The organism is Chitinophagales bacterium (genome assembly GCA_020636535.1).
Lineage (GTDB): Bacteria > Bacteroidota > Bacteroidia > Chitinophagales > JADIYW01 > JADJSS01.
On sequence record JACJXT010000011.1, the window covers coordinates 1,978,672 to 1,996,094 of the forward strand.

The following is a 17,423-nucleotide window of genomic DNA, read 5'->3' on the forward strand; positions in this document are numbered from 1 at the left end:
AAGAAATGCTACAAGAAGACAATATTCCACCAGCAATAAATGCAAAAAAAGGTATTTTAATGTAAAAAATAAACCATTTAATTACTCTTTTTGTTTATTTTGTTGATATGTCTAACAACACAATTATAAATAAAGGCGATTTACTATTGGCAGAACCTTTTATGTACGACCAACATTTTAAGCGAACGGTTACGCTTATCTGCGAACACAATGAGCAAGGTAGTATTGGTTTAGTATTAAACCGACCTTCTATTTTTAAAATCAATCAGATGATTGAAAACTTTCCTAGTTTTAATGCTTTGATGTATTATGGTGGTCCTGTTGGTTTAGACCAAATGAATTATTTACATTGTTATGGCGATTTAATTCCCAACTCCACGCCTATTGCCGATAATATTTTTTGGAATGGTGATTATGAAGTTTTAAAACAATTAATAAAAAATAAACAAATACACCCACACAATATAAAATTTTTCATTGGCTATGCAGGTTGGGACAAAAATCAACTACAAGAAGAAATGAAAGAAGAAAGCTGGATAGTTTGCAAAGACTATCACCAAATATATAAAATGAGTGAATATATGTGGCAAGATGTATTAACACACATGGGCGGAAAATACAAACTAATGACCAACTTTCCAGAAAATCCACAATTGAATTAAACAGTAAGCATAAAGCTTAATTTAAGAAAAATTAACTTTTCATTTTTTTGCTTATATTTGATGTAAATCAATTTAATATGAGTTTAAAATCTACACTTATTGTATTTAGCATACTAATAATGCATCAGTTCATTTTTGCTTTTGATGATATGCATAAAGTTTGTGGTCAAGAGCAATTTGTAGAAGCAATGCGTCATATCAATCCAAATTATAATAACAATGTAAATGAAGATTTTAATTCATTTTATGATATTATAGACAGACAAAACTCTAGACTTGCTACAGATGATACTATTTACACGATACAAGTAGTAGTACATATTGTTCATATAGAAGATAATAATCAACAAAATATTCCTGATGATATTGTTTTTTCACAAATTAATCAACTTAATAAAGACTTTTCTGCTACCAATGAAGATGGTAGTAATCTTCGACCAATTTTTACTAGTATTAAAGGAAATCCTAAATTACAGTTTCAATTAGCTACTTTAGATCCTGATGGAAATCCTACAAATGGAATTACTAGAACATTTGCAAAACCACCATCACAAGTTTCTAATGATCCGTTAGAACAATTGCTTAGTACAATATCAGATTGGTTTAAAAAAGATACAGTAGTAAAAACAGTGAATGGTGTTCAAGATACCACTATAGGAAAAAGTCCTTGGGATACTAAAAGATATTTAAATATTTGGGTTACTAATTTAAATTATAATAGAGATTTAAGCGAAGGTGTACTTGGTGGTTTTGCTTTTGCTCCACCAGGATTACGCAATTGGCCATTTGGTGTTGGTTATCCTGCAGAAGATGTAGATGGTGTGTCTATTGATTATCGCTTTTTTGGTGTGAATAATTATTATGCACAAACAAGACCACCATATGTACAAGAATCTATTGGCAAAGGAAGAACTACTGTACATGAAGTTGGACACTACTTAGGTTTGCGACATATTTGGGGCGATTATGGAAATCTTTTTGGTGTAGATTGCAATATATTTACTGCCGATTTATTATTTACTGATGGTATAAAAGATACGCCACCACAAAAAGCTCCTGCATCTTCTACACTTGGCGAATATAGATGTGATACTACCATTAATACTTGTGATGCTCCAATTATTGCTAATAATAGAATTGTTGACTATCCAGATTTATTTGAAAATTATATGGATTATTCTGGAGATAATTGCTACAATATGTTTACCAAACAACAAGCAGATTTTATGCGTAATGTACTGAAAGGTAAACGACAAGGAATTATTATTGACAAAACTGTAGAGCAAGTACCTACAGCCATTAAAAACAATAAAAATGATGCTTATTTGGTTGATGTATATCCAAATCCGACAAGCAATACACTACAAATCAAACATCAGTTTGTCAATAGTAATATTAATGTGAATATTATAGACATGACTGGTAGACTAGTTTATCAAAATCAATATAATGCTAACAACAACAACTTTAGTATTGATGTAAGTAGTTTAGATAATGCTATGTATTTAATTCAGTTATCTACAGAAAAACACAATGCGACTATTAGTTTTATAAAGAATTAGTTTGCAATTTTTATCTTATAAAGCTTTTCTTTATTGAAATAGATTGCTTCATTTTTTGTTTATACTTCACAAAAATTAGCAATGACTGTATTTTTTAGAATAAGAAAAGATTCAACCTTAATGCATGATTTTATAAATCAATTCTTTTAAAAGAGCAGTAGTGTCTGTATTGCCTGTACTGTACAAACCTTTCGATTTTGCATCATACAAACACAAGTCGTTGATGATATTTTGCGTTTTCTCAAAACTGTAGTAATTTGCACCAACTTTATAATCGTTGATATAAAACAAGCCCAATTTCTTTAACTCAAATTCTGCTTTGTTTTTATGTTGATGATAGACCAATAATCTACTAAAATAAGTATATAAAAAAGCAATAATTGGTATAATGTTTCCAGCTTTCGGATTGCTATCAAAGTATAAAATAATTTTCAGTGCTTTTTTAAAATCATGATGTATTACTGCTTTATTCATTTCAGTAATGTTGTACTCTTTAGAAATGCCAATCCATTTTTCTACATCAGTAGCTGTTAATTCGCTATTTTCTGGCAAAATAGTCGCTACTTTATCTAACTCTAAAACAATGTGTGATAAGTCGTTGCCAATATTCTCTGCCAATAATTGAGCAATGCTATCTTTTACTTTTATCTTTTTTTGCTTTGCTGTTTCTATAATAAATTTAGGAACTTCTACATCGTTTAGCTTATTGCTTTCAAAAAAACAACTGTGTTTTTGTATGCTTTTAGATACTTTAGTTCGTTTGTCTATGGTTTTGTGCTTGTGTTCAAAAATTAAAATAGTAGAATCGGCTGCATTTAAAAAATATTTTTCTAGATATTCCCAATCTTTAGTTTTGTAGTGCTGTGCTTCTCTAACAATTACTACTCTCCTCTCTGCAAACGATGGATACTGTTGTGCTGCATTAATAATATTTTGTGGATCAGTATCTTTTGCATAGAAAACATCTAAATTAAAATCTTTCTCATGTTCTGCTAAACTATTTTGTAAGATTAATTTTTCAATTACATCAATAAAATATATTTCTTCTCCACATAAAAAATAAATCTTATCAAACGATTTATCTTTAATTTCTTGTGCTATTTGATCAAAAGAAAGCATGTTTTGCGAAAGTATAAAATTGTATTAGTTTAGCGTAATAAATGGCATTAAATAAAATCAACATAAAGAAAGAAAATGGGAAATCTTTTGTTTTTTGCTTGATAAGAAAAAAATGGTTGGTATTAACACCAGAAGAAAAAGTGAGACAGTTTACCATTTTACAATTGATAGAAAAATACCATTATACTGCTACACATATTTCTGTTGAAAAGCAATTTGTTTTTAATAATATAAAAAAAAGGTATGATATTATTGTATTTAATAAGCAAATGCAAATGCAAATTTTAATTGAATGCAAAGCCACACAAATTAATTTATCGGAACAAGATTTAAAGCAGTTGTTTACTTATAATTTAAGCTTACAAGTGCCTTTATTAATGCTTACCAATGGCAATAGCAGTTTTGTATATCAAATTGATGCTAATGAAGTAAAAGCACTGGCAGATTTGCCTAAAAATGAAAAAATAAATGTTTAATATTGTAGTATGACGATAACTTATGGCATTATAATAGTAACTGTAATTACCAGTTTAATGGCTTTTAATAATAGAGCGACTATGTCTAAATTAATTTTTAATCCGTATGTAATTCATACTAACAAAGATTATTCTAGATTTATTAGTTCTGGTTTTATTCATGCAGATTTTATGCATTTGTTCTTTAATATGTATGCATTGTATTTATTTGGTGGCATTGTAGAACAGTCGTTTAAAAGTCAATATATTTTTGGGAACAAAGGCAATTTAATGTATATCATATTATATATTAGTGGATTAATTATGAGTAGTGTATATAGCTATTTTAAGCATAAAAATAATCCAGCTTATAATGCATTAGGAGCTTCTGGTGCTGTTAGTGCTATTGTGTTTTGTAGCATTATTCTATATCCTACAAACAAGTTGATGATTTTTCCAATTCCATTTTTTATGCCTGCCTACATTTTAGGTGTTGGTTACTTACTCTATTCTTTTTTTATGGGAAGACGAGCCAATGATAATATTGGACATGATGCACATTTTTACGGAGCAGTTTGGGGAATTTTATTCATTGTGTTATTGTGGAAACCAGCACTAGGTAATTTTATAGCACAACTTGGATTTTAAGTAAGAATATTACTGTGTACAAACAAAACTAATAATATTAGCACCCATTTGTAGTGCTTGTTGTCTTTTACTTTCTGCATCTTTATGTACAGAAGCATCTTCCCAACCATCGCCTAAATCACTTTCATAATCGTAGAAACAAATTAATCTGCCTTCGTATATTAAACCAAAACCTTTTGCTGGTTTATTATCATGTTCATGTATTTTAGGCAAGCCATTATTAAAATTATATTTCTGATGATAGATAGGATGACTAGCTGGTAACTCTACAAAATCTAATTCTGGAAAAACCTTTTTCATTGCTTTTCTAATATAAGGATCAATTCCATAATTATCTGAAATATGTAAAAAACCACCTGCTATTAAATACAACCGTAGGTTTTCTGCTTCATCATCTGTAAAAAGAATATTGCCATGTCCAGTGATGTGTATATACGAATAATTAAATAGTGTACTACTTCCTGGTTCTACTTCATCTATATTGGTAGACAGTTGCATATTGAGATTTTTATTACAAAAACTCGCTAAATTTTTCAATGAAGTTGGATTAGCATACCAATCGCCACCACCTTTGTACTTGAGTAAACCAATTTTTACTGTAGTATTTTGTGCTAGCACAACACTAGAAAACATGACCAATAAAACAAATAATAAATTATATATTCTATATGTAGTCTTCATTCCAAAAAAGTTCGTAGTATAACGAAGAAATTTATTTGGAATCTGTTGTAAAAATCGAAAAATAGATTCCCAATCAAGTTGAGAATGACGATTTTTACCAAACTTTGATTCTAAGCATTCAATAGATAATAACTTATAAACTATTTTCATTATTAATGTTATTTACAGTAACACAAGCAACAATTCCTGCTGTTTCTACACGCAAGATAGTATTTCCTAAACTTACTGGAACAAAATTTTTGTTAAGAGCCAAGTTTATTTCTTCTTCAGTAAAATCGCCTTCTGGACCAATTAACAATAGTGCTTGCTTATTTTTTTGATATTGATGAGTCAATAACTGTTTTGTTGTTTCGTTACAATGTGCTATAAATAGTTGCTCGTAAGCTTTAATATGATGTGATGCCAATAATTCGTCGTAAGATTGTATAGTATGCATGATTGGCAAATACAACTGTTTGCTTTGTTTACAAGCACTTACTACTTTGTTGTAATATCTACTAATATTAGTTTTATTTCTTTCTGTTCTATGTGTTTCTATAAAATAAATATTATCAACACCTATTTCAGTTGCTTTTTCTAGAAAAAACTCAATTCTGTCTGAATTTTTAGTTGGAGCAATTGCTATACTTAGTTTATTTTGATTTTCGGTTTGATGTTCTAATAATTCTAAATCAACTAGTTGAGCTTCATTTTTGTGAACAGAAAATATTTTAGCACGAAATAATTTTCCACTACCATCAATAATCTCTACTAACTCACCTTCTTTGCATCGTAGTACTTTAAATGCATGATTAGCTTCAAATCCTGATAAAATTGGAATAGTATTAGAAAAAAATCTTTTCAAAATTAATACGGTGTAGTAATATAAATATCACCACAATTTGGAATTCCTTTAAATGGTAAAACGCCAAAAATTGAGTCGTGTGGTTGAATTACTTTCTGATTTAAGTCGTAATCAGCTACATTTTTTTTCATTTTATTGTTGGCTTTCTTAGCAATACCATAGTTTACAGCACCATAAATTAAACCTACAGGAATTGGAATATAAGTTTTTCCATTCTTAGTAAAACCCTTGTCTTCCTTTGGAACTTTAGTTTTTACTCCACCAATAACTACTTCGTCATAAGCAGGTTTTGGATACACAATACCAGCAGCACTCCACAACCAATGTAATGCAGCTTTCTGGTTTACTTTTTTCAAATAGCTTTCCATAGAAATTGGTGTAATTACAGTGCTTCCTCCACAAGAATAATTTAAATCTTTAATAGCAACTGGAATATCTGATTTATTGACAATTTTAAAAGCAACTAAGGTATATTGCTCGTCTTTTTTAATTTCGTTCTTAGCATATCTTGTATTGCTTGTATTGAACATCACTCCTTGTCGTGCTGTGTAATCAATTCTACTATTTTCTGTATTTAATTCCTTAAACGGAAAATTTTCGACTACAAATGGCTTGTATGTTGAAGCACAGCTACTTACTAGTAGCACTGTTACTAATACCAAAAAATATTTAAAATTAAACTTCATAATTTAGTCAGTGATACTAAGTTAGTGATTAATTGTGATACGACATCAAAAATTTAGAAAAATAAGATAATTTAAGTGGAATTTTCACATTATTTTCAAATATTGCTTTGGTGTCCACTTGATGATTGACTATCAAAGTATCAGCGGTTAACACTTCATTTTGTATTAATTGCTCTGCTTCGTTGAAATTAAAATCGCATAGTTGATTGTCTGCATTCCAATACAAAAACTGCATTCTATCAAAGAAATTAATATTATATTTTTCTCCTAGTGATTTAATAAATTGATGTAAGCTATCTTTAGAACATCCACCAACTGCATTAAAAGCATCATCTACAAAAAAAACAATTACTCTATTAAAATATATTTGAGCATAGTTTTTAACTGCTTTGGTATGCGATAACCATACTTCTGAAAACTGTTGAATGTCTTGATTTATAATTTCTGCTTCATCAGTAGAAAAATTTCTATTGGCTTGAAACATAAATACAAGTCCATCATTTGGTATGTCGTTATAAGCAGTTTTCATACACTATAAACCGTTGGCATTTGCAATCAATTCTGCAATGTCTAAAACTTTGATATCGTCTTGTTTGTCTTCGTTTTTAACACCATCGGTAATCATAGTATTACAAAACGGACAAGCAACTGCAATCATGTCTGGCATTACTTCTATTAATTGATCTGTTCTTTTAATATTGATTCTTTGATTGCCTGGTTCATCTTCTTTAAACATTTGCGAACCACCTGCACCACAACATAATCCATTTGTTCTACATTTATTTACTTCCACTAAATCTGCATCTAAAGCTTCAATAACAGTTCTTGGTGCTTCATAAACATCGTTTGCTCTACCTAAATAACAAGAATCGTGATAAGTAATTCTTTTGCCTTTATAAGCACCACCTTCTACTTTCAATTTTCCTTCGTTAATTAACTGCTGTAAAAATTGTGAATGATGTAATACTTCATAATTTCCGCCTAATGCTGGATATTCATTTTTTAAAGTATTGAAACAATGTGGACAAGTAGTTACTATTTTTTTAACGCCATAATTATTTAGCGTTGCTACATTTTGTTGTGCCAACATTTGAAACACAAATTCGTTTCCTGCTCTTCTTGCAGGATCACCAGTACAAGCTTCTTCAGTTCCTAGTACTGCAAAATTTGTATTCAATTGATTTAATATCTTAGTAAATGCTATAGTAACTCTTTGAGCTCTTTGGTCAAAACTTCCTGCACAACCAATCCAAAACACAACATCAGGTGTTTTGCCTGCTGCTACTAAATCTGACATTACTGGTACACTATTCATATTATTTAGATTTATTCGTTTTTATATAATTAACTTAATTCTTCGGTCCATTTTAATCTATCTGCTGGAGAAAACTGCCATGGTGCTTGATTATTTTCCAAGTTAGCAAAAATAGCATTCCATTCTGCTGGTGCATCTGCTTCTTCCATAATCATATTTCTTCTTAGTTCTAAGATGATACTTAACGGACTAATATTCACTGGACATTCTTCTACACAAGCATTACAAGTAGTACAAGCTCTTAATTCTTCTTTTGAGATATAATCGCCTAATAATTGTTTGCCATCGTTAAATGCTGCACCTTGTTCTTTATATGCTGGAGCAATTTCTGTCATTCTATCTCTAGTATCCATCATTATTTTTCTAGGAGATAGTTTTTTACCTGTTTGATTTGCAGGACAAGCGTCGGTACATCTACCACACTCTGTACAAGTATATGCATCTAATAAGCTTTTCCAACTCAAATCAAATACATCTTTAGCACCAAACTGCATTTCGCCTTCTACTTCTGGTGCTTTAAAGCTATCATCAAACATTGCTTTTACTTCATTCATAATGGTTGGCATATTGTGCATTTCTCCTTTTGGCTCAGGTCTCGTAAAGAAAGTATTAGGAAATGCCAACATAATATGTAAATGTTTAGAATAAGGTAAATAGTTTAAGAAAACTAATACCATGATATAGTGTCCCCACCAACCTACTCGTTCCATAAACACCAATAAACCACTTGGTAAATTAGCCATTGATGCACCTAAATATTTGCTAATAACAAATCCACCAGTATCTATATAATGATGATTGCCTTGTAATTGTAGTGCTCTGTCTGCTCCATTCATCATAAAAATAAAGCAAATTAACATTAACTCGAAAGCTAAGATTAACAAAGCATCTTTAGCTGGCCAACCTTTCATTTCTGGTTTATTAAATCGAGCTATTTTAAAAATTGTTCTTCTTAGAATAAAAATAATGGTAACAAAGAATGTCAGTAACGAAATAGCTTCGATAGAACCAATAGTAAATTTATAAATGAATTTTAAAGCAGGAATATTGTGTATTAAATGAAATATTCTTCTGTGTCCAGCAGTAAATCCATCAATAATGATTTCTAATAATTCTATTTGTGTAATTAAAAATGCTACATAAATAGCTAAGTGCAAAAAAGCTGGAAAGGTAATTTTAAACATCTTTTTCTGACCAAAAGCAACTAAGAGCATACTTTTTAATCGAAATCCAAGTGTTGAATTAATGTGTTCTGGTTTACCTAAGTTTACATTGTCGTAAATTTCTTTGAACTTTTTAAATGCAATATAAAATGAACCAATGGTTACTACAATAAACAAAATAGTTTGTACAATTAACATAATTTGTGTTTTATAAAATCTTCGCTAAAATAATCGTTTATTATTAATTTTTAACATGGATAGATAAATATAAAGTTATTTCTTTATAAATTAGTATAATGAGGTTCTTGTTATTTGCTATTATTGGTATGCATATTATTATATAGTAAAATGTAAATATTTTTTTAACACAAAAAAATGTTTCCCAATAAGGAAATTTTCTTAACTTTGATGAGACTGTGAATGAAGCCAAATTTTGATATAGAATTATTACCTGATGCAATTAATTTTTTAGGGAATCTTGACGACAAAACAAGAGAAAAAATATATTATAACATAAAGAAAGCTCAATTTGTAAATGATAGTGAACTGTTTAAAAAACTTAATGATTTTATTTGGGAGTTTAGAACATTGTACCATGGAAAAGCATACCGACTTTTTTCATTTTGGGATAAAACAAAGACCAACAATACTTTAGTTATAGCAACACACGGAATTTTGAAAAAATCACAAAAAACACCACCAAAAGAAATTAAAAAAGCAGAAGAAATAAGAAACTTATACATAGAAAATAAAACAAAAAATAAATAATAATGGCTACAAATAAATTTAAAACAATACCTCTTGACTCAATGATTGATAAACATATTGGTAAGCGTGGAACAGAAAGGCGTGAAGCATTTGAAAATGAACTTAGAATTGATTTATTAGGACAAGCAATTAAAGAAGCAAGGCAAGAACGCAAATTAACTCAAGAACAACTCGGAGAACTTGTTGGTGTTCAGAAAGCTCAAATATCTAAAATTGAGAATAGCGTTAAGAATGCAAGATTCGAAACTATTTTGAAAGTTTTTGAAGCTTTAGGTGCGAAAGTAAATTTCAATGTAGAACTTAACGACAGAAAAATAGCATATTAAAACCAAGTGCTTAATAATCAAGAAACGCAACACTTATGAAAATTCCATCAACTGCAAAAAAAATATTAGATAAAGCTGCTATCGATTTAAAATTAGAACGAATGGCTTATCAAATATTAGAAAATACTTATGGTGAAAAAGAACTGTGCTTAGTTGGTATTGCTGAAGGTGGTTTTGATTTGCTTCAAAATATTGTACAAATCATTCAAACAATAGACAACAAAATAAAAATTGAGATAACAGAACTCACTATCAATAAAAGAAATCCAACGGCAGATAAAATTACACTGAGTAAACAATTAGATTTTAACAACAAGACTGTTTGCTTTATAGACGATGTTGCTAATTCTGGAAAAACATTATACTATGCTCAACAAATTTTGGCAAATTATAGCATTAAAAGCAATTATATTGTAGTGTTGATTGATAGAACACACAAAAAATTTCCTATAAAAGCTGATATTGTTGGCATGCCAATTGCTACAACTTTAAATGAACATATTATTGTAGATTTTAAACAAAACACAGCTCAAGCAGCGTATTTATTTTAATGGATGAAAAAATTACTAATATATATTATCGTTTTAATCTGTTTTTCTTTTCAATTAGCAAATGCACAAGAAGTACTTACTGACAAAGAAAAAGTAATGGTAGCACGAATAGACTGCTTAAACAATATGAAGCAGTTTGCTGGAAATTTATATTGGAAAGATTTTGGAAAAAGCAATTTTGTAGGTACAATTGTTTACATAACAGATTCTGCAAGTTATTTCTTCAATCCAGAAGCATTAATTATGGAACGCATTCACAACTACGCTCCTATTGATGCTAGTGAAGACTATTCGCTATTAAAATTAGCTCCTTTTAAAACTCCAATTGCCATTATTGAAACGATGTTTGAACCAGAGTTTGGCGATGAATCTCAGATTTACTACAAGCTACCAGTATTATTTGCAAGTTCACCAGAACTGTATCAACGATTAAACATTAACGAATTTAATAATACAGATGAATGGTTAGTTAGTGCTTTTCACGAATATTATCATCAATATCAATACAAAAACATTGCCATTTTAGACTATATCACCAGTTTATTAAAACAAAAGAAATTACTAACAATGGATTCTTTAAGCAGTATTTATCACAACAATATTGCATTTAAAGATTCTTTAGATAAAGAAAATCAATTGTTATTAAAAGCAATTCAGAGTACCAATAAAGAAGTAGAAAAAAAATATTTTGCTGAGTTTTTAAAAGTCCGAAACGAAAGAAGAAAGCAATACATCAAACAAACAAAATTTCCAATTAACTTACCAGAAGATTTTTGGGAAAAACTAGAAGGTGCTACTTATTATCAAGAAGCTATTTTAAAACACAATTACAATGCATTTAAAGGTGATTCTACTTTATTAAAAATAGATAATAATTATACTGGTGGAACTTCTTTTAGTAGTTTCAATATGAATAGTGATCCAAAATATTCAGACACCAATGAAGCTTTTTATTATGTAGGAGCTATTGGTTTTAACTTAATTCGATTGCTAGAAAAAAATAAAGTCAATTACAAAGACAATCTGTACAAATTTGCATCACAACCATTGCATACACTTTTAAAATATCATTATAAAATAAAATGACAATAAAAAAACTATTATCTAATAAGTACACTTATATATTTATTGTATTATTTTCTGTTTTTATTTTATGGTTGATTATTTTTTCAAGTAATTTAGTCGAAAAAGCATCACAAAATAAATTGTATAATGATGTCAATAAAATTCCACACAACAGAGTTGGTTTATTGCTTGGTACATGCAAAACACTCGAAGACAAAGTAACTATTAATCCGTTTTGGCAAAAAAGAGTAGATGCAACTTATATACTTTGGAAAAACAAAAAAATAGATAGAATTCTTATTAGTGGCGATAATGGTTGGTATGGTTATAACGAACCACACGATTTTAGAGATACACTAATTGCAATGGGAATTCCAGATTCTGTAATCTATTGCGATTATGCTGGTTTTCGTACTTTCGATTCTATGGTACGATGCAAAAAAGTGTTTCAAGAAAACAAAGTAACCGTAATATCACAAGCATTTCATAATAAGCGAGCCATTTTTATTGCTGATGCTAATGATATGAATGTTATTGGATTTAATGCTAAAGATGTTGCCTTAAACGAATCTGTGTTTAACTTTTTTAGAGAAAAACTAGCTAGAGTTAAAATGGTTTTAGATATTTATGTACTCAAAACAGAACCACATTTTTTAGGAGAAACAATAGATATAAAGTAATTAATTATTCTTTTTCTTATAATATAAATAAAAAAATCATATTGTCGAGCGTTTCTTCTTTACACTTTTTATTAGCAATTTCTACTACTTGTACTAAAGTGATAGTATATCATATCAGGAAGAAATTCTAGACAGCACAGAAAACAAACTCAAGTTATGAGAATAATGATTTTTACTTTATTTTGTGTTGGAATGAATAATCATCTAACATGACAAAAAAATATATTTTAGCATTAGATCAAGGTACTACTAGTTCAAGAGCTATTTTATTTGATAAAAATGCACAAATAGTAGCTGTTGCACAAAAAGAATTCACACAATATTTTCCAAAACCAGGTTGGGTAGAACACGATCCAATGGAAATATTGCAAACTCAAATTGAAGTCGCTCGAGAAGCTATTGCTAAAGCCAACATTCATCCTGAAGAAATTGATAGTATTGGAATTACCAATCAAAGAGAAACGACTGTTGTTTGGGACAAAACCACAGGCAAACCAATTTACAATGCTATTGTTTGGCAAGACAGAAGAACGGCTTCGTTTTGCGATGAGTTGAAAAAAAGAAATTTAGATGATTATGTTCGAGAAAAAACTGGTTTAGTAATAGATGCTTATTTTTCTGGAACTAAAATCAACTGGATTTTAAATAATGTAAGTGATGCAAGAAAAAAAGCACACGAAGAAAAACTACTATTTGGCACTATTGATACTTGGTTGATTTGGAATCTAACCAAAGGAAAAGTACACGCTACAGATTACAGTAATGCTTCACGAACACTTTTATACAATATTAAAAATTTAAGTTGGGATGATAAATTGCTACATCAATTAGATGTTCCTACAAAAATATTACCACAAGTTTTAGACTCAAGTGGTGATTTTGGCACTACACACGCTGATATTTTGTTTGATATCGAAATTCCAATTACAGGTGTTGCTGGTGATCAACAAGCTGCTTTATTTGGTCAGACTTGCTTTAACGCTGGTGATGCTAAAAATACCTATGGTACAGGTTGTTTTATGTTGATGAGTACTGGCGATAAACTTGTGCCATCAAAATCTGGATTAATTACAACCATTGCTTGGAGTATTAATAATAAAGTAGAATATGCATTAGAAGGCAGTGTTTTTATTGCTGGTGCTGCTATACAATGGCTTAGAGATGGTTTGAAATTAATTGATTCTGCTCCAGACTCAGAATACTATGCGATGAAAGTTGAAGATACAGCTGGTGTCTATGTAGTTCCTGCATTTGCTGGATTAGGTGCACCATATTGGGACATGTATGCTCGTGGTGCTATTTTTGGATTGACTCGTGGTACAGAAAAATCACATTTAATTAGAGCTACACTAGAATCTTTAGCGTACCAAACACATGATGTATTGAATGCTATGCAAAATGATGCAGATATAGAGTTAAGAGGTTTAAAAGTAGATGGTGGAGCATCTGCCAATAATTTATTGATGCAATTTCAGTCGGATATAATACGAGTACCTGTAGACCGACCAGTAATTATAGAAACGACTGCATTAGGTGCTGCTTATTTAGCTGGTATAAAAACTGGTTTCTACGACAAAGATAAACTAGCTGCTAACTATAAAATAGATGCAAAATTCTCGCCCAAAATGCCAATAGACAAAGCCAATCAGCTTAAAAAAGGATGGAAAAAAGCAATTGAAAGATGTAAATCATGGGAATTAGAAGACGAATAATTAGTCTACACTAAAGTTCTTTAGTTTCATCATTTGTTTTATTATATACTTATTAGATGTTGGCATTAGTCGTGCTAGAATATCGTGTAACTCACCATCATCAATAAAAATTCTGTCTTTCTTTTGCTGAATACCTTTCATTATAATTTTAGCGGCATCTTTTGGAGAAGTTCCAGCTTGTAAATTTTCATGGAATCTTTGCGTACGATTGCTTTTATAATCTGCATTCAAAGTAATATTAGTAGCAACTCTACTAGGATGAACGGTATGAATACTAAGATTGGTGATGCCTCTTACTTCATTTTCAATTCGCAAAGCATCGGTAAAACCTCTTACAGCAAATTTTGTAGTACAGTAAGGCACAAGATATGGCAATGCTAAAATGCCTTGTGAACTTGATAAATTTACCAAAGCAGATTCTGGTCTTGCTATCAAACTTTGATAAAATAATTGTGTAGTATAAATTACTCCCCAATAATTTATATTGGTTATTTTTTCAAAGTCTTCTAAAGATACCTTATCGAAAGAAATATCGCCTAAAGCAATGCCTGCATTATTAATTAGTATATCTATATATCCGAACTTTTTCAATACATTATCTGCAAATTTTTTAATGGCTTTTTTATCTGCCATGTCTACTTTTTCGTAGTATTGTTGAACATCATACTGACTAATTGCTTTCTTAGTATCTTCAAAGCTAGCAATGTCACAAGTTGCAATATTAGCTCCAACTTTAGCAAAAGCTTTTACCAATTCGTGTCCTATACCAGTGCTTCCTCCAGTAATTACAACGACTTTATTGTTAAATGATTTCATAGAATCTTTTTTTATAAGACTTTAAATCAATTACTTTCTTAAATTCATGCCAAAGTATACCATTTAAAATATCTTGAGGTACAAAATTTGCTCCTAACCAAGTTTTTAAAGCACCATTACCATAAACAATTTTAGATTGTTTTCTTTTTATCGCTTTAATAAGAACACTAGCAATTGCTTCAGGTGGTGTTGATAGATATTTACTATCAAATTTTTGGTTCTCGCTATTATGAGTTATGTTGGTATTAATTCCACCTGGATGTACCAAATGAACTGTTATTGGACTTTTAAGTAGTTCTACCATTAATGATTCTGTAAATCCTCTGACTGCAAACTTGCTAGCACAATAATCGGCAAAATTAGGAACACCTACTAAACCAAAAATACTTGAAACATTAACAATTGCACCTTCATTATTATCAATTAATTGTGGTAAAAAAGCCAGCGTTCCATTAACTACACCATAGAAATTTACTTGCATAATTCTATCAATATTTTCTACAGATAATTCAAAAACTGGTTTACTATTACCTTCAATACCTGCATTATTTATAATAACATGAGCATTACCTAAGTTCTTTTTGACATTTTTTGCAAAAGCTTTCATTTTAGCATTATTCGAAACATCAAAATCGCTTGTATATATTTTAACATTATATTTACTATTAACAATTTCTTTGGTTTCTTCTAAATTATTTAAACTATAACTATTTAATGCTAAGTTAGCACCTTCTTTAGCAAAAGCTAATGCGTATGCTCTTCCCATGCCAGAACCTGCCCCAGTAATTACAACTACTTTATTCTTAAATGATTTCATAAATAAGTATAATTTATATTAAGATAATATATGATCTTTTGTTTTGAAATTTTTAGTCATATTTAAATAGGTAAAACTAAAACCAGGAAACATAGCAATAACTTTTCCGCTTTTACTTTTGTACCAACTATTGCATCCACCAGATTGCCAAACTGTTTTTTTCATTTCATCATGAATCATATTGGTATATTTTTCTTCAGCTTCTTCTTTTACTTCAATTATTGTTTTGTTTGAAGCTATGACTGTTTGAATACTTTTCATAATATAATTCATTTGTGCTTCAATTATAAAGATAGCAGAGGTATGTCCAATTCCAGTATTAGGTCCAGTAACTACAAATAAATTTGGGAAATTGGGTAGTGCTGTTCCTAAATATGCTCTTGGAAAATCATGCCAAAAATCTGCAATTGTAGTACCATCTTTTCCATACACTGGATAAGAAATTACATTGTCGGTAGCATCATAACCAGTAGCATATACAATTAAATCTAGTTCTACTTTAGTTCCATCTTGAGTAATAATACCATCTTCAACAATTTCTTTAATGCCATTTTCTTTTGAAAAGAGTGTTACATTATCTCTAGTAAATGCAGGATACAATGTACTAGATAAAATAATTCTTTTACAGCCAATGGTATAATCTGGCGTTACTTTTTCTTGTAGTGTTTTATCTTTTATTGACGCCTTGATGTATTTTCTAGCTACATCTTCTGCCACTTTTTTGAGCATAAAATCAGAATACTTAAAACCAATTACTCTAGTTTCTAATTGCCAGTAAATTAAATTTCTTACAATATTATAAATATTATTATTACCTAAGAAAAATTTTTCTATATTATTAAAATTTTTATCTGGTCTTGGTAAAACCCAATGTGGTGTTCTTTGAAATACAGCAAGGTGTTTTACATCTGGAGCAATTGCAGGAATGATTTGTGCAGCACTTGCACCACTTCCAATTACGGCTACTCTTTTTTTGCTATAATCGTAGTTATTGTCCCAATTATTACTATGAAAAGATTTTCCTTTAAAGCTATCTTTTCCTTTAAAGTTTGGAATTACTGGCGTACTTAAAGGACCAGATGCATTGATAATAAACTGAGCTAAATACTCACCATTATTAGTGTGAATTTTCCATTTTTGTAAGTCATTGCTCCATTCTAGTTTTTCTACATTAGTGTTGATTTTAGTTTCCTTTTCTAAATCGTATTTTTTGATGATGTGTTTAGTATATGCTTCTAACTCATCTCTTTCTGCAAACATCTGCGACCAATTATATGGTTCGAAAGAAAAAGAATACAAAGGCGATTGTACATCTACAGCTGCACCAGGATAATTATTTTGCATCCAAGTACCACCCATAAAATCTCTTCTTTCAAGAATACAAAAATCATTGATATTATTTTTTTGTAGATTAATAGCTGCACATTGTCCACCAAAACCACTACCTATTATTATTACTGTATAAGCATTTTTCATTATATTAAATTTCTAATATAAAGTTAGTAATAAACTATGCCAATATCTTTATCTCAAGATAAATTACAGCTTAAGCT

Annotated in this window: 20 protein-coding genes; 10 read left to right on the forward strand and 10 right to left on the reverse strand. The window is 29.7% G+C overall.

Going from position 1 to position 17,423, the window contains the following annotated elements; translation table 11 throughout:
- Nucleotides 1–107 precede the first annotated feature (107 nt).
- Both H6553_09100 and H6553_09105 read left to right on the forward strand, forming a co-directional pair.
- A complete protein-coding gene (locus H6553_09100) occupies nt 108–662 on the forward strand; it encodes a YqgE/AlgH family protein (GenBank protein MCB9033981.1) in 555 nt (184 codons plus the stop codon).
- 77 nt (nt 663–739) lie between these two features.
- Nucleotides 740–2,224 carry a T9SS type A sorting domain-containing protein gene (locus H6553_09105; GenBank protein ID MCB9033982.1) on the forward strand — a complete coding sequence of 495 codons (1,485 nt, stop codon included), beginning with the start codon at nt 740–742 and terminating at the stop codon, nt 2,222–2,224.
- A gap of 117 nt (nt 2,225–2,341) precedes the next feature.
- Here the strand turns inward: H6553_09105 and holA are convergent, their stop codons facing one another.
- Nucleotides 2,342–3,343 carry a DNA polymerase III subunit delta gene (holA, locus tag H6553_09110; GenBank protein MCB9033983.1) on the reverse strand — a complete coding sequence of 334 codons (1,002 nt, stop codon included), beginning with the start codon at nt 3,341–3,343 and terminating at the stop codon, nt 2,342–2,344.
- Nucleotides 3,344–3,384: 41 nt separating this feature from the next.
- On the opposite strand from holA, the gene H6553_09115 reads away from it, so the two are divergent.
- Together H6553_09115 and H6553_09120 are read left to right on the forward strand one after the other, a co-directional pair.
- The gene (locus tag H6553_09115) at nt 3,385–3,819 is read left to right on the forward strand and encodes a type I restriction enzyme HsdR N-terminal domain-containing protein (protein MCB9033984.1); all 435 of its coding nucleotides are present in this window, start codon (nt 3,385–3,387) and stop codon (nt 3,817–3,819) included.
- Nucleotides 3,820–3,828: 9 nt separating this feature from the next.
- Nucleotides 3,829–4,446, forward strand: a complete 618-nt coding sequence (locus tag H6553_09120; GenBank protein ID MCB9033985.1) for a rhomboid family intramembrane serine protease — start codon at nt 3,829–3,831, stop codon at nt 4,444–4,446.
- 9 nt (nt 4,447–4,455) lie between these two features.
- On the opposite strand, the gene H6553_09125 is transcribed toward H6553_09120, so the two are convergent.
- From H6553_09125 to H6553_09150, 6 genes are all read right to left on the reverse strand, one after another.
- On the reverse strand, nt 4,456–5,127 hold the full coding sequence (locus H6553_09125; protein MCB9033986.1) for a DUF4159 domain-containing protein: 672 nt from the start codon (nt 5,125–5,127) through the stop codon (nt 4,456–4,458).
- 133 nt (nt 5,128–5,260) lie between these two features.
- A complete protein-coding gene (locus H6553_09130) occupies nt 5,261–5,971 on the reverse strand; it encodes a 16S rRNA (uracil(1498)-N(3))-methyltransferase (protein MCB9033987.1) in 711 nt (236 codons plus the stop codon).
- Between the two features lie 2 nt (nt 5,972–5,973).
- Complete coding sequence (locus H6553_09135; protein MCB9033988.1) at nt 5,974–6,657, reverse strand: hypothetical protein; 684 nt, start codon at nt 6,655–6,657, stop codon at nt 5,974–5,976.
- Nucleotides 6,658–6,685: 28 nt separating this feature from the next.
- Nucleotides 6,686–7,186, reverse strand: a complete 501-nt coding sequence (locus H6553_09140; GenBank protein MCB9033989.1) for a hypothetical protein — start codon at nt 7,184–7,186, stop codon at nt 6,686–6,688.
- Nucleotides 7,187–7,189: 3 nt separating this feature from the next.
- Nucleotides 7,190–7,972, reverse strand: coding sequence for a (Fe-S)-binding protein (locus H6553_09145; GenBank protein ID MCB9033990.1), 783 nt, complete (start codon nt 7,970–7,972; stop codon nt 7,190–7,192).
- Nucleotides 7,973–8,001: 29 nt separating this feature from the next.
- Nucleotides 8,002–9,333 (reverse strand): (Fe-S)-binding protein, encoded by a 1,332-nt coding sequence (locus tag H6553_09150; GenBank protein MCB9033991.1) that lies wholly within the window; start codon nt 9,331–9,333, stop codon nt 8,002–8,004.
- Nucleotides 9,334–9,555: 222 nt separating this feature from the next.
- Between H6553_09150 and H6553_09155 the strand changes: the two genes are divergently transcribed.
- From H6553_09155 to glpK, 6 genes are all read left to right on the forward strand, one after another.
- Complete coding sequence (locus H6553_09155; GenBank protein MCB9033992.1) at nt 9,556–9,903, forward strand: type II toxin-antitoxin system RelE/ParE family toxin; 348 nt, start codon at nt 9,556–9,558, stop codon at nt 9,901–9,903.
- 2 nt (nt 9,904–9,905) lie between these two features.
- Entirely contained in the window at nt 9,906–10,229 is a 324-nt protein-coding gene (locus tag H6553_09160; protein MCB9033993.1) for a helix-turn-helix transcriptional regulator, read from the forward strand.
- 35 nt (nt 10,230–10,264) lie between these two features.
- On the forward strand, nt 10,265–10,780 hold the full coding sequence (locus H6553_09165) for a phosphoribosyltransferase (protein MCB9033994.1): 516 nt from the start codon (nt 10,265–10,267) through the stop codon (nt 10,778–10,780).
- A gap of 3 nt (nt 10,781–10,783) precedes the next feature.
- Nucleotides 10,784–11,866 carry a hypothetical protein gene (locus tag H6553_09170; GenBank protein MCB9033995.1) on the forward strand — a complete coding sequence of 361 codons (1,083 nt, stop codon included), beginning with the start codon at nt 10,784–10,786 and terminating at the stop codon, nt 11,864–11,866.
- Nucleotides 11,863–12,525: a YdcF family protein gene (locus H6553_09175; protein ID MCB9033996.1), complete on the forward strand. Its 663-nt coding sequence runs from the start codon at nt 11,863–11,865 to the stop codon at nt 12,523–12,525. The genes H6553_09170 and H6553_09175 overlap by 4 nt, the downstream gene beginning before the upstream one ends.
- Nucleotides 12,526–12,734: 209 nt before the next feature.
- A complete protein-coding gene (gene glpK / locus H6553_09180; GenBank protein MCB9033997.1) occupies nt 12,735–14,237 on the forward strand; it encodes a glycerol kinase GlpK in 1,503 nt (500 codons plus the stop codon).
- On the opposite strand, the gene H6553_09185 is transcribed toward glpK, so the two are convergent.
- From H6553_09185 to H6553_09195, 3 genes are read right to left on the reverse strand one after another with little or no spacing between them, the layout of a single operon-like run.
- Nucleotides 14,238–15,053 carry an SDR family NAD(P)-dependent oxidoreductase gene (locus H6553_09185; GenBank protein ID MCB9033998.1) on the reverse strand — a complete coding sequence of 272 codons (816 nt, stop codon included), beginning with the start codon at nt 15,051–15,053 and terminating at the stop codon, nt 14,238–14,240.
- Nucleotides 15,040–15,870: an SDR family oxidoreductase gene (locus tag H6553_09190; protein ID MCB9033999.1), complete on the reverse strand. Its 831-nt coding sequence runs from the start codon at nt 15,868–15,870 to the stop codon at nt 15,040–15,042. The genes H6553_09185 and H6553_09190 overlap by 14 nt, the downstream gene beginning before the upstream one ends.
- An 18-nt stretch (nt 15,871–15,888) precedes the next feature.
- A complete protein-coding gene (locus H6553_09195; protein MCB9034000.1) occupies nt 15,889–17,346 on the reverse strand; it encodes an NAD(P)/FAD-dependent oxidoreductase in 1,458 nt (485 codons plus the stop codon).
- Nucleotides 17,347–17,423 lie beyond the last annotated feature (77 nt).